Origin of the sequence: Dermacoccus sp. Tok2021 (assembly GCF_019895135.1) — a bacterium.
In the GTDB taxonomy this organism is placed as follows: domain Bacteria; phylum Actinomycetota; class Actinomycetes; order Actinomycetales; family Dermatophilaceae; genus Dermacoccus; species Dermacoccus abyssi.
In genome coordinates this window covers 1-25,241 of record NZ_JAGTHU010000021.1, presented here as the reverse complement: position 1 = coordinate 25,241, position 25,241 = coordinate 1, and the positions used below count along the sequence as shown (strand labels likewise).

The 25,241-nt window shown below is 69.1% G+C and carries 22 protein-coding genes and 1 pseudogene; 10 read left to right on the top strand and 13 right to left on the bottom strand.

The window, feature by feature from the left end; all coding sequences use genetic code 11:
- Positions 1–215: 215 nt before the first annotated feature.
- A pseudogene (locus K9D12_RS15330) lies at positions 216–440 on the top strand (PucR family transcriptional regulator ligand-binding domain-containing protein); the annotation flags it as partial.
- Here K9D12_RS15330 and K9D12_RS15100 read toward each other — a convergent pair.
- Positions 429–707, bottom strand: a complete 279-nt coding sequence (locus K9D12_RS15100; RefSeq protein WP_047312359.1) for a hypothetical protein — start codon at positions 705–707, stop codon at positions 429–431. The pseudogene K9D12_RS15330 and the gene K9D12_RS15100 sit on opposite strands and share 12 nt — an antisense overlap.
- Positions 708–760: 53 nt before the next feature.
- On the opposite strand from K9D12_RS15100, the gene K9D12_RS11880 reads away from it, so the two are divergent.
- On the top strand, positions 761–1,555 hold the full coding sequence (locus K9D12_RS11880; RefSeq protein ID WP_370633505.1) for a helix-turn-helix domain-containing protein: 795 nt from the start codon (positions 761–763) through the stop codon (positions 1,553–1,555).
- A gap of 22 nt (positions 1,556–1,577) precedes the next feature.
- Here the strand turns inward: K9D12_RS11880 and K9D12_RS11875 are convergent, their stop codons facing one another.
- The gene (locus tag K9D12_RS11875) at positions 1,578–2,240 is read right to left on the bottom strand and encodes a lytic transglycosylase domain-containing protein (protein ID WP_223060324.1); all 663 of its coding nucleotides are present in this window, start codon (positions 2,238–2,240) and stop codon (positions 1,578–1,580) included.
- A gap of 91 nt (positions 2,241–2,331) precedes the next feature.
- Positions 2,332–3,261 carry an ornithine cyclodeaminase family protein gene (locus K9D12_RS11870; protein ID WP_225911230.1) on the bottom strand — a complete coding sequence of 310 codons (930 nt, stop codon included), beginning with the start codon at positions 3,259–3,261 and terminating at the stop codon, positions 2,332–2,334.
- Between the two features lie 92 nt (positions 3,262–3,353).
- Here K9D12_RS11870 and K9D12_RS11865 point away from each other — a divergent pair, with 92 nt between their 5' ends.
- The 6 genes from K9D12_RS11865 (at position 3,354) to K9D12_RS11840 (ending at position 13,336) form a co-directional block, all read left to right on the top strand.
- Entirely contained in the window at positions 3,354–3,869 is a 516-nt protein-coding gene (locus K9D12_RS11865; protein ID WP_129665522.1) for a hypothetical protein, read from the top strand.
- Positions 3,870–3,873: 4 nt separating this feature from the next.
- Positions 3,874–6,594, top strand: coding sequence for a DEAD/DEAH box helicase (locus K9D12_RS11860; RefSeq protein WP_223060323.1), 2,721 nt, complete (start codon positions 3,874–3,876; stop codon positions 6,592–6,594).
- 149 nt (positions 6,595–6,743) lie between these two features.
- On the top strand, positions 6,744–8,114 hold the full coding sequence (locus tag K9D12_RS11855; protein WP_223060322.1) for an amino acid permease: 1,371 nt from the start codon (positions 6,744–6,746) through the stop codon (positions 8,112–8,114).
- Positions 8,115–8,168: 54 nt separating this feature from the next.
- On the top strand, positions 8,169–10,832 hold the full coding sequence (gene treY, locus K9D12_RS11850; protein WP_225911229.1) for a malto-oligosyltrehalose synthase: 2,664 nt from the start codon (positions 8,169–8,171) through the stop codon (positions 10,830–10,832).
- Positions 10,832–12,679, top strand: coding sequence for a malto-oligosyltrehalose trehalohydrolase (gene treZ / locus K9D12_RS11845; RefSeq protein ID WP_225911228.1), 1,848 nt, complete (start codon positions 10,832–10,834; stop codon positions 12,677–12,679). The genes treY and treZ overlap by 1 nt, the downstream gene beginning before the upstream one ends.
- Before the next feature lie 30 nt (positions 12,680–12,709).
- Positions 12,710–13,336 (top strand): hypothetical protein, encoded by a 627-nt coding sequence (locus tag K9D12_RS11840; RefSeq protein ID WP_129665528.1) that lies wholly within the window; start codon positions 12,710–12,712, stop codon positions 13,334–13,336.
- 332 nt (positions 13,337–13,668) lie between these two features.
- On the opposite strand, the gene K9D12_RS11835 is transcribed toward K9D12_RS11840, so the two are convergent.
- The 9 genes from K9D12_RS11835 to K9D12_RS11795 all read right to left on the bottom strand — a co-directional run bounded on the left by K9D12_RS11835 (position 13,669) and on the right by K9D12_RS11795 (position 23,494).
- Complete coding sequence (locus K9D12_RS11835; RefSeq protein ID WP_047312352.1) at positions 13,669–13,920, bottom strand: hypothetical protein; 252 nt, start codon at positions 13,918–13,920, stop codon at positions 13,669–13,671.
- A gap of 399 nt (positions 13,921–14,319) precedes the next feature.
- Complete coding sequence (pstB, locus tag K9D12_RS11830) at positions 14,320–15,096, bottom strand: phosphate ABC transporter ATP-binding protein PstB (protein ID WP_223060321.1); 777 nt, start codon at positions 15,094–15,096, stop codon at positions 14,320–14,322.
- A 42-nt stretch (positions 15,097–15,138) separates the two neighbouring features.
- Positions 15,139–16,044 carry a phosphate ABC transporter permease PstA gene (gene pstA / locus K9D12_RS11825; RefSeq protein ID WP_129665532.1) on the bottom strand — a complete coding sequence of 302 codons (906 nt, stop codon included), beginning with the start codon at positions 16,042–16,044 and terminating at the stop codon, positions 15,139–15,141.
- On the bottom strand, positions 16,041–17,072 hold the full coding sequence (gene pstC, locus K9D12_RS11820) for a phosphate ABC transporter permease subunit PstC (protein ID WP_187037390.1): 1,032 nt from the start codon (positions 17,070–17,072) through the stop codon (positions 16,041–16,043). Before pstC ends, pstA begins: the two co-directional genes overlap by 4 nt.
- Positions 17,073–17,209: 137 nt before the next feature.
- Positions 17,210–18,328, bottom strand: coding sequence for a phosphate ABC transporter substrate-binding protein PstS (pstS, locus tag K9D12_RS11815; RefSeq protein ID WP_187037392.1), 1,119 nt, complete (start codon positions 18,326–18,328; stop codon positions 17,210–17,212).
- A gap of 180 nt (positions 18,329–18,508) precedes the next feature.
- On the bottom strand, positions 18,509–19,492 hold the full coding sequence (locus tag K9D12_RS11810) for an NUDIX hydrolase (protein ID WP_240730201.1): 984 nt from the start codon (positions 19,490–19,492) through the stop codon (positions 18,509–18,511).
- Positions 19,489–21,882 carry an RNA degradosome polyphosphate kinase gene (locus K9D12_RS11805; RefSeq protein WP_225911226.1) on the bottom strand — a complete coding sequence of 798 codons (2,394 nt, stop codon included), beginning with the start codon at positions 21,880–21,882 and terminating at the stop codon, positions 19,489–19,491. Before K9D12_RS11805 ends, K9D12_RS11810 begins: the two co-directional genes overlap by 4 nt.
- Before the next feature lie 10 nt (positions 21,883–21,892).
- Positions 21,893–22,795 carry a mycothiol synthase gene (gene mshD, locus K9D12_RS11800; RefSeq protein ID WP_223060320.1) on the bottom strand — a complete coding sequence of 301 codons (903 nt, stop codon included), beginning with the start codon at positions 22,793–22,795 and terminating at the stop codon, positions 21,893–21,895.
- A gap of 9 nt (positions 22,796–22,804) precedes the next feature.
- A complete protein-coding gene (locus K9D12_RS11795) occupies positions 22,805–23,494 on the bottom strand; it encodes a response regulator transcription factor (protein ID WP_223060319.1) in 690 nt (229 codons plus the stop codon).
- 52 nt (positions 23,495–23,546) lie between these two features.
- On the opposite strand from K9D12_RS11795, the gene K9D12_RS11790 reads away from it, so the two are divergent.
- A complete protein-coding gene (locus K9D12_RS11790; RefSeq protein ID WP_047312344.1) occupies positions 23,547–23,807 on the top strand; it encodes a MoaD/ThiS family protein in 261 nt (86 codons plus the stop codon).
- A 22-nt stretch (positions 23,808–23,829) separates the two neighbouring features.
- The gene (locus K9D12_RS11785) at positions 23,830–24,588 is read left to right on the top strand and encodes a hypothetical protein (protein ID WP_047312343.1); all 759 of its coding nucleotides are present in this window, start codon (positions 23,830–23,832) and stop codon (positions 24,586–24,588) included.
- Positions 24,589–24,648: 60 nt separating this feature from the next.
- Here the strand turns inward: K9D12_RS11785 and K9D12_RS11780 are convergent, their stop codons facing one another.
- Positions 24,649–25,146: an FABP family protein gene (locus tag K9D12_RS11780; RefSeq protein ID WP_129665546.1), complete on the bottom strand. Its 498-nt coding sequence runs from the start codon at positions 25,144–25,146 to the stop codon at positions 24,649–24,651.
- Between the last annotated feature and the right edge of the window lie 95 nt (positions 25,147–25,241).

Sequence of the window (25,241 nt, the reverse complement as noted above, 5' to 3'; positions counted from 1 at the left end):
TGACGTCCTTCGTTGCCTGAGTGAGCCGCAACGGCCTTACGTGCCACGGTATGCAGGGCCGGCTGCGCATGTAACTGGACGAGTTGGCGTGTCCGGACGTTCTTGTTCGACACAATGGATACTCGCGATGGCGCCCGAGGGGAGGAGCCCGATGAAACTCACGCTGCGCGCCCTGCTCGGGCGGGACGAGCTGCGTCTGCGGCTGATGAACGGCGATGCCGACACCGTTGACGTGGGTGCACGGCATCGAGCTCCTGGACCCCACGCCGTACCTCAGCGGCGGTGAACTCGTCCTCACCACGGGGCAACGGCTTCCTGCGGAGCACGACGAGTGCCGCGCGTACGTCCAGCGACTTGCAGCTCACGACGTCGGTGCGCTCGGCTTCGGCGTGGGTGTCGGGCACGACACCGTGCCGGACGCGGTGGCCCTAGCCTGTGTCGAGTTCGGACTTCCGCTGCTCGTGGTGCCCGAGCCCACCCCCTTCGTCAGCATCGTGCGCGTCGGCGCGGATCACCTGGCCGAAGCGGAACGGCGCGCGCTGCGTCACACGGTGGAGTTCCAGCGTCGTCTGACACGCGTCGCACTGCGTGACGGCGCCGAGGCGGTGGTCAGTGCGGCCCGAACGTTCCTCGAGCGCCCCGTCGTGGTGCTCACCGCGGACGGCGCGGCCGTCGGCGAGGGGCCAGTTGTCGACGAACTTTTCCACCTGCAGGCTGCGGGCGCCTCGCGCGTGGTCGTCGTGTGCTCAGCGCCGACGACGTGGAGGTGCACCCCCTCATCGGTCAGGCCCACGAGCACGGATGGTTGGCCACGGCGTCGACGCCGCCGCTCGGGCCCTCGGAGCGGTTCGCGCTCCAACACGTCGTCTCGTGCCTGTCGCTGCTCATGGAAACGCCGCAACGGCTGACGCAGCTCCGTGACGACCTGGGCAGGGCGTTGCTCCACCAGCTCGAGGAGGGCCGCGACTCCCCCGGGGAGTTGACCCACTTCGGCCTGCCTCCGGACACGGCTGTCACCCTCGTCGCCTACCCCACCGCGACGGCGCGGCCCGACGTGTGGCGAGCACAGGCCGAACGGGCGTCGGCCGAGGCCAACGCCATCTTCCGCATTGACGGCGACGAACTCGTTGCCGTCGCTCCGAAGCCGATCACAGTGCCCGAGAGTCACCTCGGGCATGCGGGGTTGGGCGGTGACGCCGCGGGGGCGCTCGAGCGCGCGCGTTCTGCCGCGCGAGCCGCGCGGCGCCGCGGAGTGTCTGTTGTCGACGGCGAGGCAGCCCTTGACGTCGTTCTGGCCCAACCCGCGATAGAGCGCGCCGTCGACGCGTGGGCGGGGCCGGTGCTCCAGCGGCTCAGCGACGACGGATCGGAGTCTCTACGCGTCACGGTGACGGCCTTCCTGCGTCACGGTGGGTCGTTCGATGCGACGGCGCGGGAGCTGAAGGTCCACCGGCACACGGTGTCCTCGCGGGTGCGGCGGCCTCAGGAGGCGATGGGGCTCGACCTCGAAGATCCTGACGTGCGCGCCCTGCTCTGGCTCGCCCTGGCGAGGTGAGCGCAGCGACATCCGTCGGTCCTCAGGAACCCTCGCGCCGAACGGGCAACGCCTGAGCGCTCCCGGAGGACGTTCCGGCGGACGACCCACCCGACGGCGTTGCCAGCCGTTGCGCGTAGTGCGCGGTGCGATCCCGGATTCTGACGACGTAGTCCTCCGTCTCCGGGTACGGAGGGATGTCCTTGAATTTCTGCACGGCTCCGAAGCCGGCGTTGTAGCCGGCGAGCGCGAGCTCGTACGGGTGGCGGTCGTAACCGGAGTTTCGCGACTGCTCGAGCAGATGTTTCATGAACCGCCCCTGCGCGGCGATGGCGTCCTTCGGGTCGTAGACGTCACCGCCACGGCCGTAGGTCTCCCACGTGTCGGGCATGAACTGCGCCAGACCCTGCGCGCCGACGGACGAGCGAGCCTGCGGGTCCCACTTGGACTCCGCTTCCAACTGAGCCGCGAGAACCGGTGCGGGAACGCCGGATTCACGAGACGCCGCCTCGATGTAGGGCGCCCAGCCGTTCGGCACCATGCGGGCGTCGAGCGGGCCGATCGGGTTGTCGAAGGACGACGGAGGACGCGGCTCCGGCTTGAGCGCGACGTACGCCTTCGCTGCGATGAACGGCAGCGAGAGCACGAGAAGCGTGATGGCGACGACCGTCACCCAGCGGGTCTGTGATGCGCGAGTCGCCGGCACGTTTCCTCCTCGGCTCGGTGCGCGGGACGGGCCCGCTCGCCCCCATGGTGGCGGATCGACCTGACGTTTCACTGCACGTCAGAAAGCGGGCTCAGCGCGTGGCGCGCTCCAGAACGACCTGGGCGACCGCGAGATCCTCCCACGGCATCCCAACCGTCTTGAAGACGAGCGGACGGCCCGGGTCGAGTTCCGCGTCGCCGCGCACGACGTCCTTCATGAGGAGCAGGTCGTCGCGCGAGAGATCGCCGTCGGCGATGGCGAGCACGACGTCGCCTGCCTCGCGCAGGGCGGTCTCCACGTCCTCGACGACGACCTGCGCGCGGTCCATGAGAGCGCCCGGCACCTCGCGAGCGTCGGGGGAGTGCGAGCCCATGGCGATCACGACGACGTCGCGGCACACGGCGTCGGCGGAGAAGAGCGGTTCCTCGGCAGGGGTGGCGCACACGACGACGTCGGCTCGGGAGAGAACGGCGTCCAACTCGGGGCTACCGGCGGCGACGACCGAGCCACGTGAGATGACGTCGTCGCCCACGTTCTCGGGGGTGCGGCTGACGAAGGTGACGTCGGCGAACGGCTCCGAGACGACATCGGCGAGGGTGTCGACGTGCGACGTGCCCTGCGGGCCGGTGCCGAACACGACGAGACGCAGCGGGCCGTCGAAGCGCTCGAGCGCCGGGCGGATGCCGGCAACGGAGACGGCCGGGGTGCGCAGCGTCGTGAGGGCGGCGCCGTCGAGGACGGCGGTCGGCGCGAGGGTGTCGCCATCGAACATGAGGTAGCTGCCCTGGATGACGGGCAGGCCGCGTTCGGGGTTGTCGCGCCCGAGCGTCATCACCTTGATGCCGATGCCGGTGCCCACCTCCGACGGCATGAGGAGCAGCTGCCCCTTGTCGATCGGGTTGACGACGCGCGAGAGGTCGTCGGCCGGGTCGAAGCCCGCGACGAGCGCCGAGCTGAGCGCGTTCACGGCGTCGGCCGGCGACATGACGGAGAAGATGCGGTCTGCGTCGAGGAAGAGCATGGGCGCTATTCCACCACGACCCGCTGAGGTCGCGCCGAACGCGAGATCCGCGCGGATTCGGCCTTGTCGGTGCCTTGTGATTGGCTGGAAACATGACGACGACATGGCGTGACGAGGCCTCTCCGCAGGCTCAGGCCGACCTCGACGAGCTGCTCTCCGCAGCCCTCGGCGCGGCGATGGAACACCTCGAGAAGAACGGCGAGTTCTACCCCTTCGCCATGTCGGTCGACGGCGAACCCACGGTCGACGCCGACGGCGAGCCCACCGCCGCGAGCAGCGGTGTGAAGGCGCCCGACGTCGACATCGTCTTCGCCGACCCGGCTGCGCTCGGCGAGCAGCCAGAGCCAGAGGCGGTGCTCGCCGAACTGCGCCGCCTGCTCAAGGTGCGCGCGGAGAACGAGAACCGCACGGTGGCGCAGCGCGCCACGGCCATCGTCCTGCAGGTCGTCGTGCCGCAGTTCGGTGACGCGGTGCGCGTCGACCTCGAGCACGCCGAGCAGATCCAGCTCATGGTGCTCGCGCCCGTGCTCTCGAAGGGCAAGGCCCGCAAGCGCACCTTCGACTTCGGCGAGCTGCGCCTGTTGCCCGGCCAGCGTCACATCTGGTGATCCGGTGAACGATTCTTCCGATGCCTCCGGCACCGCCGGCGAGGCGGTCACACCCGGCCACGAGGATTTCGCCGGAGACTTCGCGGCCCAGGCCGACGCGGCCGCCCGCGAAGCGAACCCGAAGGTCAAGACCCTCACCCAGCGTCTACCCAAGACACCGGACGCCGACCGCGTCTACGAGGCGTTCGGCGCCTGGGTGGGCGATCGCGGCCTGAGCCTCTACCCCCACCAGGAAGAGGCCATCATCGAGGTGCTCGACGGCAAGAACGTCATCCTCGCCACCCCCACAGGCTCAGGTAAGTCGATGGTCGCCACGGCTGCGCACTTCGCGGCGCTCGCCGACGACCGCGTCAGCTTCTACACCGCGCCCATCAAGGCGCTCGTGAGTGAGAAGTTCTTCGCGCTGTGTGAGATCTTCGGCGCCGAGCACGTCGGCATGCTCACCGGTGATGCGTCCGTGAACCCGGACGCTCCGATCATCTGCTGCACCGCCGAGATCCTCGCCAACATCGCGCTGCGCGAGGGCAAGACCGCCGACGTCGGGCTCGTCATCATGGACGAGTTCCACTTCTACTCCGAGGGCGACCGCGGCTGGGCGTGGCAGGTGCCGCTGCTCGAGTTGCCGCAGGCGCAGTTCCTCCTCATGTCGGCAACCCTCGGCGACGTCACGCGGTTCGAGACGGACATGACGCGTCGCACGGGCCGCGAGTCGGTCACCGTCGCGGGCGCCGAACGTCCCGTTCCGCTCAGCTACTCCTGGTCGACGACGCCGCTCAACGAGACCATCGAGGAACTGCTCGAAACGCGTCAGGCGCCCGTCTACGTTGTGTTCTTCACGCAGGCCCAGGCTCTGGAGAACGCGCAGGCGCTCATGTCGCTCAAGGTCGCGAGCCGCGAGGATCGCGACAAGATCGCCGAGATGATCGGCGACTTCCGTTTCTCCTCGGGGTTCGGCAAGACCCTCAGCCGTCTCGTGCGCCACGGCATCGGCGTGCACCACGCCGGCATGCTGCCCAAGTACCGCCGCCTCGTCGAGACGCTCGCCCAGGCGGGCCTCCTCAAGGTGATCTGCGGCACCGACACGCTCGGTGTCGGCATCAACGTGCCCATCCGCACCGTCGTCCTTTCGGGCCTGACGAAGTTCGACGGCACCCGTCAGCGTGTGCTCAAGTCGCGCGAGTTCCACCAGATCGCGGGGCGCGCCGGGCGGGCGGGCTTCGACACGAGCGGTTCGGTCGTCGTCCAGGCGCCCGAGCACGTCATCGAGAACACGCGCAACCTCGCGAGGGCCGGCGACGACCCGAAGAAGCTCAAGAAGGTGCAGCGCAAGAAGCCGCCCGAGGGCTTCGTCAACTGGAGCGAGGAGACGTTCGACAAGATCGTCGCCAGCGAGCCCGAGCCGCTCGTGTCGCGCATGCGCGTCACGCACTCGATCCTGCTCAATCTCATTGCGCGCGAAGGCGACCCGTTCGTTGCCGTGCGCGACCTCGTGCGCGACAACCACGAGGACGCGAAGAAGCAGACCCGCCTGGCCAAGCAGGCCATCGGCCTTTACCGGGAGATGCTCGCTGCGGGCGTCGTGCGTCGCCTCGACGAGCCGCAGGCCGACGGACGCCAGGTCGATCTCACGGTGGACCTGCAGGACAACTTCGCGCTCAACCAGCCCCTCGCGCCGTTCGCGCTCGCGGTGCTCGACATGCTCGACCCCGACGAGGCAGCGCCTGCTCGCGGTGACGCCGAGCCGTCCGACGCTCCGGCGCGCACGACGCTCGCGCAGGACTACGCCGTCGACGTCGTGAGTGTCATCGAGTCGATCCTCGACGACCCGCGCCCGGTGCTCATGCAGCAGCAGTTCAAGGCGCGCGGCGCTGCCGTGGCCGAGATGAAGGCCGAAGGCATCGAGTACGAGGAACGCATGGAGCGCCTCGAGGACGTCACGTGGCCGAAGCCGCTGGCCGACTTCCTCGAAGCCGCGTTCGAGACGTACGCGCAGACGCAGCCGATGGTCTCGATGTACGAGCTGTCGCCCAAGTCCGTCGTGCGTGAGATGTACGAGAACGCGTGGAGCTTCGGCGATCTCATCCGCTACTACGACCTCGCGCGCAGCGAGGGCGTCGTGCTGCGCTACCTCACCGACGCCTACCGCACGCTGCGTCAGACCGTGCCGGAGTCGAAGAAAACCGAGGAACTGGCCGACCTCATCGAGTGGCTCGGCGAAGTCATCCGCCAGACCGACTCGAGCCTGCTCGACGAGTGGGAGGCGCTCACGCACCCGAGCGACGGGCCCGTCACGGCGGAGAAGGCGCTCAAGCCGCGCCCGCTCACGGCGAACCCGCGCGCCATGAAGGTGGCCATCCGCAAGGCGATGTTCCGGCGCGTCGAGCTCGCCGCCAAGGACGACGTCGACGGACTTGCCGCCCTCGACAAGGCGGTCGCGGCGAGCACCGATCCCGCCACGGACATCGTCATGGACGCCGACGCGTGGGACGCCGACCTCGGCGCCTACTACGACGAGCACGACGAGATCGTTCTCGATGCCGACGCCCGCGGGCCGAAGATGCTGCGCATCACCGAGCACCCCGACAAGTGGGAGGTGCGCCAGGTCATCGTCGACCCCGACGGCGACCACGACTGGGGCATCGACGCGGAGGTCGATCTGGAGGCCTCGAACGAGGCCGGCGTGCCCCTCGTCGTCGTGGTGGGCCTCAACCGCCTCGACGGCTGAGGTCTCGACCCGCGCCGGCTCTCACCGGGGGTGACGCGGCACACCCGGACACGTGACCAGCTGCCTCGAAACCCGGGCGTATCCTCGAACTTTGGCGACGAGCGGCTGCCATCGGCCCGCTCGCGCCCAGACGCGACGAGGAGGATTCGATGACGCAGCCCGGCGGCTTGGCCCGCACGTTGAGCCACCGCACGATGCTCATGATCGGCCTCGGGTCGGCGCTGGGCACGGGGTTGTTCTTCGGATCCGGCGCGGCCATCGGTGTCGCGGGTCCCGCGGCCGTCGTCAGTTACGCCCTCGGCGCCCTGCTCATCGCCGTCATCGGCCTCGCCATGGCCGAAATGGCGACGGCGCGGCCCGAACCGGGCAGCTTCGGCGCGGCTGCCGGTCGCTACCTCGGCGAATGGGCCGGCTTCGTCTCGCGCTGGTGCTACTGGGCGGCCAGCGTCATCGCCCTCGGCGGTGAGGTGGTCGCCGCGGGCGCCTACCTCACGTACTGGTGGCCCGACGTGCCGCTCGTCGTCTTCGTCGCGCTCGTCGGGCTGACGATCGTCGTCATCAACCTTCTGTCGGTCGGCTCCTTCGGCCGCGCCGAAGCGGCGTTCTCCACGCTCAAGGTGACGGCGCTCATCGCCTTCATCCTCATCGGTCTCGTGCTCGTCCTCTTCGGCGCGCCGGGCCGCGCGGCCACGGGCTGGGGCAACCTCACCGAGCACGGCGGCTTCCTGCCCAACGGGCTCGAGTCGATCTGGCTGTCGATGGCCATCGTGATGTTCGCCTTCGTCGGCGTCGAGGTCATCCCGATCGCCGCCGCCGAGGCCGAGAACCCGCGCCGCAGCGTCCGCACCGCGATGCGTGCCCTCGTCGCGCGCCTCGGCCTGTTCTACGTCGTCGCCGTGCTGCTCATCGTCACGCTCAACGCCTGGACGGCGACCGCCTCGGCCAAGGGTCTCGAGGCCAGCCCGTTCGTGCGCGCTTTCGACGCCGTCGGCACCCCGGCGGCCGCGGGCGTGATGAACTTCGTCATCCTCGTCGCAGCTCTGTCGACCGGCAACGCGCAGCTCTACGGCGCGGGCCGCCTCGTCCACTCGCTCGCCGTCGACCGCCTCGCGCCGGCCTTCCTCGCTCGCACAAACATCAAGGGCGCACCCATCGTGGCGACGCTCGTCTCGGCGCTGGGGCTGCTCCTCGCCGTGTGGCTCGCCGAGACGGGTGTGGCCGAGGCGTTCACGAAGCTCGTCTCCATCGCCACGTTCTCCGTGCTCATCACGTGGCTGCTCGCCCTCGCGAGCTACATCGTGTTCCGTCGGACGGGCGACGTGCACGGCAGCGTCCACCTGCCTGGCGGCGCGGCTGTCGCGGGGGTCGGCATCGCCGGGATCCTGGCCGTCATGGCCACTGCGTTCAAGGTGCCCGACATGCGTGACGCCGCCCTCGTCGGAGGCCTCTGGTTGCTCGCCCTGCTCGTGGGTTACGCCCTGACGCGCGGGGTACGGCGAACCAAGGTCACGATCAGCTGACGCCGGAGGGTGGGCGGACTCGATTTTCGTCCCGTTTGATGGTGGGCTAAGGGCATGAGTGTGCCTGTGACGTCCACCTACCGGTTCCAACTGCACGCCGACTTCACCCTCGACGACGCTCGGGCCCAGCTGCCCTACCTCAAGAAGCTGGGCATCTCCCACGCCTACTGCTCGCCGATCCTCGCGGCGGTGCCCGGCTCGGTGCACGGCTACGACGTCCTCGACCACACGCGCGTCAACCCCGAGATCGGTGGGCGGGAGGCCTTCGTCGCCTTCGCCGACGCCGCACACGAGATGGGCCTGGGCGTCATCGTCGACGTCGTGCCCAACCACATGGCCTTCGTCGCGCCCGAGTCGGGCAACCGCCCGCTGTGGGCGCTGCTCAAGGGCGGCCAGGACGCCCCGACGGCACACTGGTTCGATGTCGACTGGGCGGCCGGTGACGGCAAGCTCGGCGTCCCGATCCTCGGCAACTCGCTCGAGCAGGAGATCGCCGACGGCGCCGTCACGCTCGACCGCAGCGGCGACGAGCCGGTCGTCCGGTACTACGAGCACGACTTCCCCGTCGCGGCCGGCACCCTCGACGGTGTCTCGGAGGAACCGACGGGCGACGAACTGCGCTCCCTCCTCGACGCCCAGCACTACCGCCTGGCCTTCTGGCGCGAGCGCGACACGGTGCTCAACTACCGCCGCTTCTTCGAGGTGAACGAGCTCATCGCCGTGCGTGTCGAGGTGGCCGAGGTCTTCGACGCCACCCACGCGTTGCTGCTCGAGCTCCACCACGCCGGCCACATCGACGGTTTCCGCATCGACCACCCCGACGGCCTCGCCGACCCGCGCGGTTACCTCGCGCGCCTCGCGAAGGAGTGCCGCAAGGACACCCCGATCTGGGTCGAGAAGATCCTCGAGCCGGGGGAGGACCTGCCGAAGGACTGGGCATGCGCGGGCACGACCGGTTACGACGCGATGGCGGCGATCACGGCAGCGCTCGTGGACGACGCGGCGGCACCCGTTCTCGACGAGGTGTGGCAGCGAGCCCTCGCCGAGGGCGACGCCCACGACGTCCACGAGGCAGCGGCCGACGCGAAGCGTTTCGTCGTCGAGAACGGCCTGGTGGCGGAGGTCGAGCGGCTCACCCGCCGCGCGAGCGAGGTGCGCCCCGACCTCGAGCGCGCTCGTCTGCGCGCCGCCATCGTCGAACTGCTCGTCGCCGCGCCGGTGTACCGCGCCTACCTCGTGCCGGGTGAGCGTATGGACGCACGGGCGAAGGCCCACCTCGACGACGCCCTCGCGGCAGCGCGCGAGAGCCGTCCCGATCTCGTGACGGAGATCGACGCCCTCAAGCCCATCGCGCTCGTGCGCCCGACGGCCGGGGCCGACGAGTTCGTCGACACCGAGAGTTCGTCGGCCGACTTCGCCGTCCGTCTCCAGCAGACGTGGGGCCCGGTCATGGCGAAGTCGATCGAGGACACCCTCTTCTACCGCTGGCACACGCTCACCGCGCTCAACGAGGTGGGTGGCGACCCTGCGGTGCTCACCGACGCGGGCCCGCACCGCCTCCACGCGTGGGCGCAGCACAACGCCAAGCAGTGGCCGCGCACGATGACGACGCTCTCGACGCACGACACGAAGCGCAGCGAGGACGTCCGAGCCGCACTGCTCGCCCTCGCCGGCGACACCGACGCGTGGCGCGAGTGCTCCGAGGCCGCCTTCGCGCTCGCCGACGCCGCGGGCGTCGACAGGGGAGCGGCCCACCTCGTGTGGCAGACGATCGCCGGGTTCTCCACGGCCTTCGGTGTCGACGACGACGGCTCGCACGACCTCGGCATCGACGCCCAGCGCCTCGACGACTACCTGACGAAGGCGCTGCGCGAGGCCAAGGTGTTCACCGCCTGGATCGACGGTGACGAGACGTACGAGGAGCAGGTGCTCGGCCTCGCCCGCCTCGTGCTCGACGCGCCGGCGAACGACAAGCAGGGCGAAGCTGCGGCGTCAGCGGATGCGAAGTCGACCCTCGCCGCCGATCTGCGCGAGCGCATCCTCGCCGCGCGTCGCGACAACGCCGAGGCCATCCGCCTCACCGGTGACTCGCAGAAGGTGCTCGAACTGTTCCTGCCGGGCGTGCCCGACACCTATCAGGGCAGCGAACGCCCGACGCTCAGCCTCGTCGACCCCGACAACCGTCGCAGCGTCGACTACGCCGAGCTCGAGCGCCGCCTCGAGGTGCCGGGTTCGCGTCCGCGCCTCGTGGCGCAGTGCCTCGCGGCCGATGTGCGCGACCCTGCGAACCCCGGCTCGACCTACAGGCCGCTCGAATCCCACAACGAGTTCGTCGTTGCCTTCGAGCGTGCGCTGCCGGCCGGCTCGGTCGCGCGCCGTCACCTCGCGGACGCGGGTCGACGCGTGTCCGACGCCGGACGCAGCGTCCAGCGTCTGGTGAACCGCTACAAGGGAGCCAAGGCGGACGCGACGGACCACGCCTTCGAACATGCCGAGCACGGCGCCCCGTTCGCCGTTGCGGTGGTCGGGGTGCGCGCGGCCTCGCGCGCCTTGCGCGACAACACGCTCGCCGACGCGGACGTGCCCCTCTCGGCGGGCACGTGGCGTCACGCCTTCAGCGGTCAGCGCGTCGTCGTCACGGACGGCCAAGCGCTGCGTCTGGGCGACCTCGAACCCCACGAGTTCGGGCACGTGCACGTGCTCGTGCAGGAGAAGTGATGACGATGACCACCTACGCATCGCCCGACTTCACCGGGTCGGCGCAGACCATCTCGGTCTGGGCGCCCAACGCCGAGCGTAGCGTCCACCTCGTGGCCGACGGCGTACGTTCCCTCATGCGCTCCGGTGACGACGGCTGGTGGCACTCGCGCGAGCCGCTCGCCGTCGGCAGCGAGTACGCGTTCAGCGTGGACGGCGGCGACCTGCGTCCCGATCCGCGCAGCCTGCTGCAGCCCGAGGGCGTGCACGGCCCGAGCCAGGTCGTCGACCTCGGTGAGTACGAGTGGAGCGACGCCGAGTGGCAGGGCCACCACACGCGCGCCGGCGGCAACGGTCTCGAGGGCGCTGTCTTCTACGAACTGCACATCGGCACGTTCACCGAGGAGGGCACGTTCGAGGCGGCGGCTGCTCGCCTCGACCACCTCGTCGACCTCGGCGTGACGCACGTCGAGATCCTGCCGGTGAATGCCGTTCCGGGCCGCTGGAACTGGGGTTACGACGGCGTCAACTGGTACGCCACGAGCAGCGCCTACGGCGGCCCGCAGGCGTTCCAGGCGTTCGTCGACGCGTGCCACGCCAAGGGCCTCGCCGTGTGCCTCGACGTCGTCTACAACCACCTCGGGCCGAACGGCAACTACCTGCCGGTCTTCATGCCGATCTACAACGAGGCCCGCCAGTCCCCGTGGGGCACGGCCATCAACCTCGACGGCCCGAACAGCGACGAGGTGCGTCGCTTCATCATCGAGAACGCGCTCATGTGGTTCGAGCGCTTCCACGTCGACGCCTTCCGCCTCGACGCCGTGCACGCGCTCGTCGACGAGTCGGCCGTGCACATCCTCGAGGAGATCGTCGCCAACCTCGAAGCCGCAGCCGAGCGCCTCGGACGCCGCGTCGTCGTCGTGGCCGAGTCCGACCGCAACGACCCCGCCACTGTGACGCCGCGCCGGCGCGAGCCGGTGACCGGCGAAATCGCCGTGGCCGACGGTGGCTCCTCCGGCCTGGGCCTCACGGGCCAGTGGGCCGACGACATCCACCACGCCCTGCACGTGCTGCTCACGGGCGAGACCCAGGGCTACTACGAGGACTTCGCCGATCCGGAGGCGCTCGCAAAGGTCTTCACGACGCCGTTCTTCCACGACGGCACGTACTCCAGCTTCCGCGGGCGCCGTCACGGGCGCCCCGTGGACCCCGCGCAGACGCCCGGCTGGCGCTACGTCGCATCGCTGCAGACGCACGATCAGGTCGGTAACCGCGCCTCCGGCGATCGTTTGTCGCACCTGCTCTCCGTCGGTCGGTTGGCTTGTGGTGCAGCGCTTCTGCTGTCTTCGCCCTACACCCCCATGCTGTTCATGGGGGAGGAGTACGGCGCTCGCACGCCGTGGCAGTTCTTCACCGACCACGACGACCCCGAGATCGCCGCGGCGACGTCGCGCGGTCGCGCCGAGGAGTTCGCCGCGCACGGATGGGGCGACGAGGTGCCCGACCCGCAGGAGGAGTCGACGTTCACCAACTCGACCCTCGACTGGAGCGAACTCGACGACACCGAGGGGGAGTCTGCGCTCCTGCTCGACTGGTACCGCACCCTCATCCGCCTGCGCCGTGACGAGCAGGCGCTCGCCGCCGACGATCTCGGCACGACGCGGGTGGAGCGCCGCGGGAAGGGTTCGAGCAGCGTCGTCGTTGTCCACCGAGGCGACCTTCGTGTGGTCGTCAACCTCAGCGACGAGCCCGTCACCGAAGCGGGCGAGGTCGTCGCGGCCTGGCACACGGTCGACGTGCGTGAAGGCCGCGACGGCAGCGGCTCGAGCGTCGTCATCCCGACGGACTCGGTCGTGCTCCTGCGCTGAGACGCCGACCTGACGAAGGGAAACCCGCTCTTGGCTCGCGCCCACCACAAGCCGCTGTTCTTCACCGATCGTGACTTCCAGTCGTTCGCCGGCGCACCCGACCCGGCGGACGTGACGGCGGTGGCGCACGAGAGCGCGGCCGTGCTCGTGGGCGCGGGGCGCACCAACTCCGACCCCGAGGTGACGCGTCGACTCATCGCGCTCACCGACGAGATCGGCCTGTCGACGCTCGCGCAGCTGTGGTCGGGGCGTCCCGCAGTGTCCCTCCCGGGCGCGATGTGGCGCCTCTACACGCTGCGCGAGTGGGTGCGGCGGGCGTCGGTCGAGGCGTCGGCGGACTACACGGCTGGAATCCGGCACGCGCAGGTTTCGCACGCGGTCGCCGGTTCGGCCGACCCGTACGGCCCGAAGGAGATCGAGCACCTCGTCGACCGCATTCTCGAGGGCGCGTTCACGGGTGACTTCGCCGTCGCGCTCGAGCGGGCTGCCGCGTTCTGCCGCGTCGTCGCGAGCGGACGGGCCGAGCGCGCGGAGCGTCACGACGGACACGACGACGCTCGAGCCGACGGTGAGGCGCGTAGCGCTGCGCTCCTCGGTGACACGGCTCGTGACCTGACGAAGTGCGCCGCCGCTTGGCGCATCGGATCGCTCGACTGATGTGGAGCGCCTGCTCGACGACGTTGGGCAGACTTTCCTGCGCTCGGGCAGTGTCTCCCTCGGCCCGAATGCAGGAAACCCTGCCCAGCGATGACGCCGGCGGTAGGGGCGGTCCCAAGGTCGTGGCACATGCCACCCGTTCGGGGAATGAAATCGCCGCACTCAGTCGTTAGGCTTGAACGTGCGCTGGGCCGCGGTAGCCCCGGGTCCCAAATTCAGCCGCCACGAGCGGCCACGTGCCGAGAGGCGCTCCCGGCCCAGCGCGCTTCACGTCGGAACGCTCACCTCGCTGCTGCGGGGTGAGCGTTTTCATGGGGACGGAACCATGGGCCTCAGTGCTCGAGCAGGTAGTGCTCGGCGGCGTCCCTACGCGCTTTCTCGCGGGCCCGTCGTCCCTTGCCGCGCCACTCGCAGACGTGACACACGCCGAAGCTGAAGTTGCCGTCGTCGATGATGCCGGGGGTGTCGGAGAACACGATCTCGTCGGGGGTCGGCTCGGCCCCTCGCTCGATGACCTGCTTCTTGCGTCGCTTGAGGATCTTCTTGCGCGACGTTCCCCCGAGCGCGATTGCTTCATTCGCCACGCCCCCAAGTGTGCATGACGTCGTGGTGAACGACAGGCGAAGAGGCCCCGGATATCCGTGTAATGATCATCACGCTTGTGGACGTTTGTCCAGCTAGGTTGCTTCACCGGTTGGGGTGAGACGCGGGTACGGCTGCAGGCGGACGCTGTTCGAGAAGGACGAAGGCCTCCGACACGCGCAGTGTCGGAGTGCCTTGCCGAAGCCAGAGGTAGTGAACCTCGCTCAGCGATTCTTTCTTGGCTGAGCTCGGTGCGGCGCTCCGGTCCGGTGCTCGCTACGCTGCGCTCCGATCCTCACGCCGCTTCGATGCGCGTCTCCGTACGCCCGGAGCCCGGGGCACCATCCTCGCTTCGCTGCGGTGGTACCCCGGGCTCCGTTCTTCGTCGACACGACCTTCGCTCAGCCGAAGCGGCCCGAGATGTAGTCCTCCGTCGCCCGCTGATCCGGGTTCGAGAACATCTTCTGCGTGTCGTTCATCTCGACGAGCATGCCCGGCTTGCCGGTCGCCTCGAGGTTGAAGAACGCGGTGCGGTCGGCCACACGAGCGGCCTGCTGCATGTTGTGCGTGACGATGACGATGGTGTACTCGCTCTTGAGCTCGTTCATCAGATCCTCGATGGCGAGGGTCGAGATGGGGTCGAGCGCCGAGCACGGCTCGTCCATGAGGAGAACGTCGGGGGAGACGGCGATCGCGCGGGCAATGCACAGACGCTGCTGCTGACCACCGGAGAGGCCGGCACCCGGCTTGTCGAGACGGTCCTTGACCTCGTTCCAGAGGTTGGCTCCGCGCAGCGACTCCTCCATCTTCTCCTGCAGCACGTTCTTGTCCTTGACGCCGTTGAGGCGAAGGCCCGCAACGACGTTGTCGCCGATGGACATCGTCGGGAACGGGTTGGGGCGCTGGAACACCATGCCGACCGTGCGGCGCACGGCCACCGGGTCGACACCGGGGCCGTAGAGGTCCTCGTTGTCGAGGAGCACCTTGCCCTCCACGCGCCCGCCCGGGATGACCTCGTGCATGCGGTTGAGGGTGCGCAGGAAGGTCGACTTGCCGCAGCCGGACGGGCCGATGAAAGCCGTGACCGAACGGGGCTCGATGGTCATGGACGCGTCCTTGACGGCGAGGAAGTCGCCATAGAAGACGTTGAGATTCTGAACGTCGATCCGCTTGCTCATGTGACTCAGTTTCCTTCGAAGTCGTATCCGTCGATGCGGATGTCAGTTCTTGACCTTGCTCAGGCGGCCCACGAGGCGGCCCAGCAGGTTGAGGATGAGAACGAGGAGGATGAGGGTGCACGCGGCAGCCCAGACGCGCTCGTTGGTTGCCGGAACGGACATGTTGTCGCGACCCTCGTTGATCATCGTCGGCAGCGTTGCCATGAGACCGTCGAAGAGATTCGGCGACAGACCGCGGAAGTAGGGGCCGAGGACGAGGAGTGGCGCGGTCTCACCCATGACGCGGGCAAGGCCCAGCAGGACACCGGTGACGATGCCGGAGAAAGCCGTCGGAAGAACGACCTTCATGATCGTCTTCCACTTCGGCACACCGAGCGCGTACGACGCCTCGCGCAGCTCGTTCGGCACGAGCTTGAGCATCTCCTCCGTCGAGCGCACGACCACGGGGATCATGAGCAGGACGAGCGCGAGACACACCGCGAACGGAATGCGGGTGAACCCGAACGTCGTCACCCACAGCGCGTAGATGAACAGCGCGGCCACGATCGAGGGGATACCGGTGAGGATGTCCACCATGAAACTGACGGCCTTCGCGAGGCGGCCGCGGCCGTACTCGACGAGGTAGACGGCCGTGAGAACACCGATCGGAACGGCGATGAGGGCCGTGACGAAGGCCTGGATGAGCGTGCCCTGGATGGCGTGAGCCGCTCCGCCGGCCTGTTCGCGTCGGCCGACGCCGCGCTGGCTCTCGGTCCACCAGCCCGCGTCGAGCAGCAGGCGGCCGCCCTTGGAGATGACGGTCCACATGATCCACACGAGCGGGACGAGCGCGATGAGGAACGCCGCCCACATCACGACCCTGGCGATGGCGTTCTTCGTTGCGCGGCCACCGGACTGACCCTTCTTGCCCAGGCTCCCGGAGGCCTGGTCCACAACTGCCGTGCTCATTCGGAGAAGGCCTTCCTGCGTTCGATGACGATGCGGGCGAGCGAGTTGACGACGAACGTCAGGATGAACAGCACGAGACCGGCGGCGATGTAGGCGCCGGTCTTCGTCGGGTTGTCGAACTCGCCGGCGTTGTTGGCGATCTTCGAGGCGAAGGTCTCACCGCCGGTGAACAGCGACCAGTTCCAGTCCGCATTCGGAGCCAGAGCCGACACGATCATCATGACGGCCACGGTCTCGCCGAGCGCGCGGCCGAGACCGAGCATCGACGCGGAGATGATGCCGGGCTTGCCGAAGGGGAGCACCGCGGTGCGGATGACCTCCCACTTCGTGGCGCCCAGAGCCGTCGCGGCGTCCTTGTGCGCCTGCGGCGTCTGCGCGAAGACCTCGCGCGAGAGGGCCGTGATGATCGGCAGGATCATGATGGCGAGGATCACGCTGACGAAGAAGATCGTGCTGCCCGCGCTGGTCTGCGTCTCGCTGAAGAGCGGGAACCAGCCGAGAACGGAGGTGATCACGTCCTGGACCGGCTGGAAGAGCGGGCCGACCGTGAACAGACCCCAGAGGCCGTACACGATCGAGGGGACGGCGGCGAGCAGGTCGATCAAGGCCGCGCCGGGCTTGGCGAGCCAGGAGGGGGCGTACTGCGTGAGGAACAGCGCGATGCACACCGCGAACGGCACGGCGATGGCCATGGCCACCAGCGAGGTCGCGACGGTGACCCACAGCAGACGTGCGATACCGAAGTGCAGCGGCGAGGAGTCGACGTCCCAGTCCTGCGAGAGCAGGAAGTTCGAGTCGTTGTCCGCCAGCGCCGGAATCGCCTGGATGACGAGGAAGGCGCCGACGAGGGTGACGAGTGCGACGACGAGGATTCCCGCGCCGGAGGCGAGGGCGGAGAAGATCTTGTCGCCGAGGCGCCCCGTCGAGGCGCCGTCGCCGGCGGGCGTGCGGTCTTCGGGCCCGCCCTCGTGCGGGTCGTCGTCAGGGACGGGCGTGTCGGCCGCCGAGACGCCGGTGATTGAACTCATGAGCTTTCCTGCCCCTTTGCTCGTTCTGGTCGATGGATCGAAGAGGACACCCACATCGGCAGTCGATCCGTTTCCCCGGACGTGCCGCAGGGTGCTCGGGGCGAGTTCGCCCCGAGCACCCCGTCAGGCGTCGAGCATCACTTGATGGCGTTGACGGCCGTCTTGACCTTCTCCTGGACGGAGGTCGGCAGCGGGGCGTAACCCTGCTCCTCGAGGCCCTTCTGCACGTCCTCGCTCGCGAAGTGGTTGAGGAACGCCTTGACCGACTTGCCCTTCTCGGCGTCCGAGTACTTCGAGCAGACGATTTCGTACGTGACGAGGACGATCGGGTAGGTGCCCTTCTCCTTCGTCGTGTAGTCGAGCTTGAGGCGCAGGTCGTTGCCCTTGCCGTCGATCTTGGCTGCCTCGACGGCCTTGCCGGCCGACTCACCCGTGAGCTCGACGGCGCCGGCGCCGTTGTCGATCTTGGCGACCTGGAGGCCGTTGTCCTGCGCAGCCGACCACTCGGCGTAGGTGATGCCACCGTCGGTGGACTTCACGGCGGAGGCGACACCGGCCGTCTTGGCCTTGCCCTCACCCTTGCCGGTCCACTTCTTGGCCGGCTCGGCCGTCCACTTGTCCTTCGCGGCGCCGTTCAGGTACTTCGTGAAGTTCTCCGTCGTGCCCGACTCGTCGGAGCGGAAGAAGACCTTGATGTCCTTGGCCGGGAGCTTGACGCCGGAGTTGATCTTGGCGATCGCCGGGTCGTTCCACTTCGTGATCTTGCCGTTGAAGATGTCGGCGAGGACGGCGGGCGTCAGGGTGATCGGGTCCTTGACGTCCTTGAGGTTGTAGGACACCGCGATCGGGCCCGTCACCATCGGGATGTTCCAGGCATCGGAAGCGCAAGCCTTCTTGGCCTCGTCGACCTCGATCTTGCCGTCCTTCGGCTTCGTCTTGAGCGCGGAGTCGGAGCCGGCGAAGTCGACCTGCTTGGCGATGAACTGCTTGATGCCGTTACCGGAACCGGTGCCGTTGTACGTGACGGTGGCGTCGGAGCAGTTCTCACCGTAGGAGTTGATGGCTTCCTGAATGGCGTTGTCCTGGGCGGTGGAACCCTCGGCCTTGAGGGCCTTCGTTCCGCACTCGCTCGAGGAGCCGCCGCCGGACTTGGAGGACGAGTTGTCGGAACCGGACGTCTCGCTGCCACAGGCGCTCAGGGCGAGGGCGCTCGCGAGCGCGACACTGGAGATGCGGGCAATGCTCGTGATCTTCACGGTGGGTGTACCTCTCGAAAACTGGATTCCGGGCATGCGCCTGGACGTGATGGAACATAGGCGTCGAGAGTGACCGGATGACCCTGCTTCGGTGAACGGAGCGTGAACGTGACGCCGCCCGAATGAGATGTGCATCACATCCGTTTCCGACCGGCGGTTGGCCGCGTCGGTGAGGGCGCGTCAGCGTTCGAGCACAGGCGTGCGCAACCGCTCGACCGAGATCACCTGAGCGTTCGCTCCCGAGCCCAGCATCTGACACACGAGAACCTCGCCCTTGTCCATGCCGTTGGCCTTGATGCGACCGAGCAGGCGACGGGCCGGAGATCCCTTCGGAGCGTGCTCGGACAGCGTTGCGACGAGCGCCGGCAGGAGTGGGCGGTGGGTGCACAACGCGACCGGTAGACCGCGTTCGAACGCCTTGACGAGCTGTCGCCCGGCCTTGGCGGGGGAGACCTCGAAGGTCTCCTCGGACAACGCGGCCTTCGTGCGAAGCGGCGTGCCCGTGGCGTTCGTGAACGGCTTGACCGTCTGGACGCAGCGGGCCGACGACGACGAGACGACGCGCTCGGGCGTCCACGCACCGAGGACCGGCACGAGGGCCTTCGCGCGCTGCTTGCCGCGATCACTCAGGGGGCGTCGAGCGTCGTCGGAACCGCGGTAGGCAGAGCGGGCTTGAGCGTGAGAGTGACGTACGAGCAGCAACGGCCACGTCTCGAGGCGCCCGGTGAGCTCCGCTTCGACGAGCGCGTCGAGTGGCAGGTGATCCCGCGAGTAGCTCAGCTTGCGCCGGGCATTCTCAACGGTGAGCCAGCGGACCTCGTCGACCTCGTGGTCGAGCGCGCCACTGCCGCCGACGACCTCGGCCGCCCAGTAGCGCACCACCTTGGTGCTGCCGTTGGCGAGGCCGTAGACGAGTTCGGGCAGCGGAATGCCGAGACGGACGGCCAGACCCGTCTCCTCGAGCACCTCGCGCACAGCCGCCTCGGCGAACGTCTCGCCGGGGTCGAGTTTGCCCTTGGGCCAGGACCAGTCGTCGTAGCGGGCGCGGTGGACGAGCGCCACCTCGAGGCGTCCCTGACGGCGGCGCCACACGAGCGCGCCGGCGGCAGGAACGACCTGGGGGTTGCCGCGCCGGGCGTGGTTCACCCGGTTCGCCGGGCTCACCGGCGGCGGCCCTTGCGGCGACGCTTGGAGTAGGCCTCGATGAGGTCGGCTTGGTAGTCGTGCTTCGGCTCGCCGTCGGCGAGGAGATTCTCACGGTGCCAGCGGCCCTCGGCGTCGAGACGCCACGACGACGTCTCGTCGCTCATGCCGGCGGCGACGAGGTCCACGAGCGTTGAGACCTGGCGCTCGTCCGTGAGCCCGACGAGAGCCTCCACGCGCCGGTCGAGGTTGCGGTGCATCATGTCGGCGCTGCCGATGTAGACCGTCGGCTCCTTGCCCTCGATCTCGAAGATGAAGACGCGGCTGTGCTCGAGGAAGCGACCGAGAATCGAGCGGACCTCGATGTTCTCGCTGAGACCCGGCACACCGGGGCGCAGGGCGCAGATGCCGCGTACGAGCACGTTCACCTTCACGCCGGCCTGCGAGGCGCGGTAACAGGCGTCGATGATCTGCTCGTCCACGATCGAGTTCACCTTGATCGAGACGGTGGCCTTCTTGCCGGACTTGGCGGCCTCGATGCAAGCGTCGAGGCGTTCGAGCAGCCCGCTGCGAACCGAGCGCGGGGCGACGAGCAGGCGCTTGAACTTGGCACGCGGGGCCATGCCCGAGAGCTGGTTGAACAGGCGTCCGATGTCCTCGCCCACGTCCGGGTCGGTGGTGAGCAGGCCCAGGTCTTCGTACAGGCGCGCCGTCTTCGGGTTGTAGTTGCCGGTGCCGACGTGGCAGTAGCGGCGGATGCCGTCGCCCTCGTGACGCACGACGAGGCACAGCTTGGCGTGCGTCTTGAGCCCCACCATGCCGTAGACGACGTGGACGCCCGCGCGCTCGAGCTTGCGGGCCCAGGAGATGTTGTTCTCCTCGTCGAAGCGGGCCTTGATCTCGACGACGGCGAGCACCTGCTTGCCGGCCTGCGCGGCGTCGATGAGCGCCGTGATGATGGGGGAGTTTCCGCTCGTGCGGTAGAGCGTCTGCTTGATCGCGAGGACGTCCGGGTCGGCGGCGGCCTGCTCGACGAACGCCTGCACCGACGTCGAGAACGAGTCGTACGGGTGGTGCAGCAGGATGTCGCTGCTGCGCATCGCGCCGAGGATGTCGGGGGCTTCGGAGCGCTCGACGGGTGCGAGCAGCGGGTGCGTCTTCGGCAGGAAGCGCGGCCACTGCAGCTCGCTGCGGTCGAGATCGGCGATGTCGCCGAGGCCACGCAGGTCGAGCGGTTCGGGCAGGCGGAAGACCTCGTCGTCGCTCACGCCGAGTTCGCGGGTGAGCAGTTCGAGGACGTGGGCGTCCATGTCGTCGGCCACCTCGAGGCGCACAGCCGCACCGAAACGACGACGCGTCAGTTCCTTCTCGAGAGCCGTGAGGAGGTTCTCCGCGTCGTCCTCCTCCACCTCGAGGTCCTCGTTGCGGGTGACGCGGAAGGTGAAGTGCTCTCGCACCTCCATGCCGGGGAAGAGCACGTCGAGGTGCTCGGCGATGACGTCCTCGAGCGTGACGAAGCGGGCGTGGTAGAGCGCGTCCTCGTTCGGCCCTGCAGGCAGCTTCACCATGCGGGGCAGCAGCGGCGGCACCTTGACGCGGGCGAAGTGCTCGCGCTCCGTCTTCGGATCGATGAGCAGGACGGCCAGGTTGACCGACAGGCCCGAGATGTAGGGGAACGGGTGCGCCGGGTCGACGGCGAGCGGCGTGAGGACGGGGAAGACCTGCGACTCGAAGTAGCGGCGCAGGTACTCGCGGTCGGCCTCCGTCAGCTGTGTCGGCTTGAGCAGCTGGATGCCCTCGTCCTCGAGCGCCGGGCGCACCTGGCGCTGAAAGACGCCCGCGTGGAGATCCATGAGGTCGTGCGAGGCGCGGGTGAGGTCGTCGAGGAGCTCGCGCGGTTCGAGGCCGGAGGCCGAACGCACGGCGAGACCAGCAGCGATGCGGCGCTTGAGGCCGGCGACTCGCACCATGAAGAACTCGTCGAGGTTGCTCGAGAAGATCGACAGGAAGCGGGCGCGCTCGAGCAGCGGCACGTTCGGGTCGGTGGAGAGCTGCAGGACGCGCTCGTTGAACTGCAGCCACGACATCTCACGGTCGAGGAAGCGATCGCCCGGCAGGTCGTTCGGAGCCTTGTCGCGTTCGGCGTCAGGGCGGGGAGCGTTCTCGGCGGCCCGCGGGCGTGCGGCGGCGCGGGGCTTGAACCGGGCGACGGCAGCCGACGACGTGGTGTTCGGCGCGGGTGGCGCCACCTCGCCGGTGCCCGTTGCTGCATCCAGCGTAGCGTCGGCGCCGGCCGGAGTGGCGGTACGTGCACTTGCTGGCGTCTGCTTGCCGGAGCCGCTCTTGGCCGGCGTGCGCTTGCTCGCGGAGGCCTTCGGGGTGTTCTTCGAACCGGAGGTCGAGGCAGTCATGCCCCTATCGTTACAGGCTCTCGGCGCCGGTGTGAACGTAGAGGACGTCCTGAGCCGATTTGTGGAATCCGCGACGTGTGTAGGTGGCCTTGGCGGGCTCGTTGTCGCCCTCGACGTAGAGCTCGACCTCGTGGACGCCGAGCCCGGCGAGGTGGGCCAGCCCGAGGTTCGTCAGCGGTCCGGCGAGCCCGCGGCCCTGGTAGGCCGGTGCGACGGCGACGACGTACACCTCGCCCGTGTCACTGCCGGGTTCACGCTTCGTCCAGTGCGATGCGGCCAGTTCGCCGCTCGGCTCGTGCCACACGAGAATGAGCCCCTCGCGCTCGAACCACTCCTCGGCCATGCGCGCGCGCAGGTCGTCCATCGTCATCCGGCCCTGCTCGGGGTGGTGGACGAAGGCCGCCGCGTTCGCGTCGAGCCAGGCCCGGGCCTGGTCGTCACTGCCGTCGAAGGGACGGGCGACGAACCCCCCGGGGAGCTCGACGTCGAACGTCTCCTCGGGGCTGACCTCGCGGCTCATCTGCCACAGGTCGCGCACGCGTTCCAGACCGAGCGCCTCGGCCAGGGCGCGCGCACTCTCGAAGTCGCCGTGGGCCCACACGCCGTAACGCTCGACGTTCTCCCCTTCGGCAGCGAGCAGCGCCGTGGCGACGCCCCGGCGGCGATGCTCGGGGTGCGTCACGAGATCGCACGCGGCGCCGTCGCCCTCGGCGTCGACGAGGACGCCCACGATCGTTTCGTCGCTGTCGCCCTCGGCAACGCGCACCACGCTGTCGCCGGCGCCACGCTGGATCGCCAGGCGCGACTCCTCGTTGAGCGCGCCGACACCGTCGACCGCCTCGGCGCTCGCGGCGAGGGCGAGGATCGCGGCGGAGTCGTCTGGAAGATCGGCGGGGCGTACGCGAAAGATCATGCAACCACCCTAACGAGCGGCATCGGGGCGCCTCGGTTGCTCGACGAAGCGGTAGCCGACGTTACGCACGGTGCCGATGAGGGCGTCATGTTCGGGGCCGAGCTTCGCGCGCAGGCGCCGCACGTGGACATCGACGGTGCGGGTGCCACCGAAGTAGTCGTAGCCCCACACCTCCCGCAGGAGCTGATCGCGCGTGAACACACGGCCGGGGTGGCCGGCGAGGTGTTTGAGCAACTCGAACTCCTTGTACGTGAGATCGAGCGCAGTGCCGCGGATGCGTGCCCAGTAGGCGTCCTCGTCGATGACGAGTTCACCCGCGGTGATGCGCGCCGTGCGCTCCTCGTCGGCGCCCGAGCGCGCGAGGGCGAGCCGGATGCGAGCGTCCACCTCGGCCGGCCCGGCGGTGTCGACGAGAACGTCGCTGACGGCCCACTGCGTGGTCAGCGCCACGAGGCCGCCCTCGGTGAACACGCCGATGACGGGCAGATCGGGCAGCAGCTTCTCGAGCGACGTGGAGACGCCCCGCATGGCGACCAGATCGGAGCGCGCGTCGAGCAGGACGAGGTCGGTGTCGGTGCGGGTGGCAACCGCCGAAGCCTCCGGGGCGATGACGCGAACCCGGTGGGCGAGCGCCCCCAACGCGGGCAGAACCTCGACGCTCGCACCGCGTGCGTTCGTCAGCAGGAGGAGGTGCGCCACGCGTCAAGACTACGGTTGGTGCAGGTAAGCCACCGAAAGGAAGGGCCGAAGAGTGGACACGACGAGCGTCCGAGTTCGCTACTGGGCCGGCGCCGAAGCGGCCGCCGGTGTGCAGACCGAAGACCTCGACGTCTCGGGTGCGAACCCTGTCACCGTGGGACACGTGCGCCGCGCGGCGCTCGCAGCGCACCCGACGATGGGTGACGTCCTGGCGCGCTGCAGCGCCCTGGCCGACGGTCGGCGTCTCGACGACGACGCCGTGGTGGCCGAGGGCGTCACGGTGGAACTTCTCCCGCCGTTCGCCGGGGGATGAGCGAGGGTGGAAGGATGGGCGCGTGAGCGTACTGACAGCCCCCACGCCGTCGCTGCGGGCCTCGGGCGCCCTGGCCGGTGTCCTCGCCGGCGGCGCGGTTGCGGTCTCGAGCGCCCTGCCCGTCGGAGGGGTCGCCTTCGTCAGCCTCGCGCTCGGTCTCGTGCTCGCTTGGGGCTGGCCCCGGTTGGTCAATCTGCCGAGCCCTCGCGGTACGAGTACCGTCCTCGCCCTCACGGCCGTGGCCCTCACGGCGACGATGGTGGCCGGCGACGCAGGTGATCGAACCCGCTGGGCCGGCGCGGTCGTCTCGCTCGGACTCATCGCGAGTTTCCTGCACCAGCTCATGCGCCAGGACGGGCGTCCGCGCCTCGTGATGTCACTCGCCGGCACCGCCCTCGGGCTCGGTGTACTCGGCGCCGGTTCCTACCTCGTGCCGGCCGCTGACGACGTGACCTCGCACCGCCTGCTCGTGAGCGTCGGCGTCGCGGCGGCGCTCGGTTGCCTCATCGACGGCATTGCCGGGGCGACGTCCCGACGCCTGGAGATGGGGATGGGCCAGACGATTCTCGGTGGCCTCGTGGGTGCCGTGGGTGCCGTTGCGGGCCTCGACCCGGTGGTCGCGATCGCGGCGGGTGCCCTCACGGGTCTTCTGTCGTGGGCCTGCCTTCGCACGACCGTCACGATCGCGACGTCGGCGCATCGGCGCGCACAGCTGGCCGCAGGCAGTGCCTGCGTGCTCGTGTGCGGATTCCTGCCGGTGGCTCTCGCCCAACTCGTCTGACGGCTCGCGCCAGAACCGCAGCGCGGCGAAATCTGCCGCGCACAGCTTGGGATCAGACGCTCACTCGACGCGCTTGAGCTCCGCCGAGGCGTAGCTCTGCAGCGGGTTGCCCCCCTGGGCGATGTCGTAGGCCCACATGAGGTTGCTGTTGACGTAGCCGAGCAGACGAGCGCCGGCGCTGTACTCCGGCGCCTGCGGCGAGCGGATGACGCCGTCGGTGCGCAGTTCGATCTTCGCGGGCGACGTGGTGCCGTAGTACATCTCGACGATGCCGGAGGGATGGGTCACCATGAACTCCACCTCGTTGTTCGCCAGCGGCCGCCAGTAGCCGAACTCGGTGTCGATCGGTTCGACCTTGTTGCCCTCGTCGTCGAGCTTCCACATCTTCGAGTGCCACTCGAGGAAGGGGCGGTCGTCGTGGCTGACGACGACCTCCTGGCCGAAGTTGGCCGACTCCAGGCCGGGGTAACCGATGACTCCGGCACCTTCCCAGCGGCCGATGAGCCAGGCGAGGGGTGCGAGTTCCTTGGGCATGTTCACATCAAGTTCGAAGGGCACGCGACCAGGCTAGCCGGTCGCGGGGCCGTTGTGGAAGGTGGGCGGGGGGCGTCAGCCCCCCCTGCGGCCGGTCGGGGCGCCCCGCAAGTGGGGCG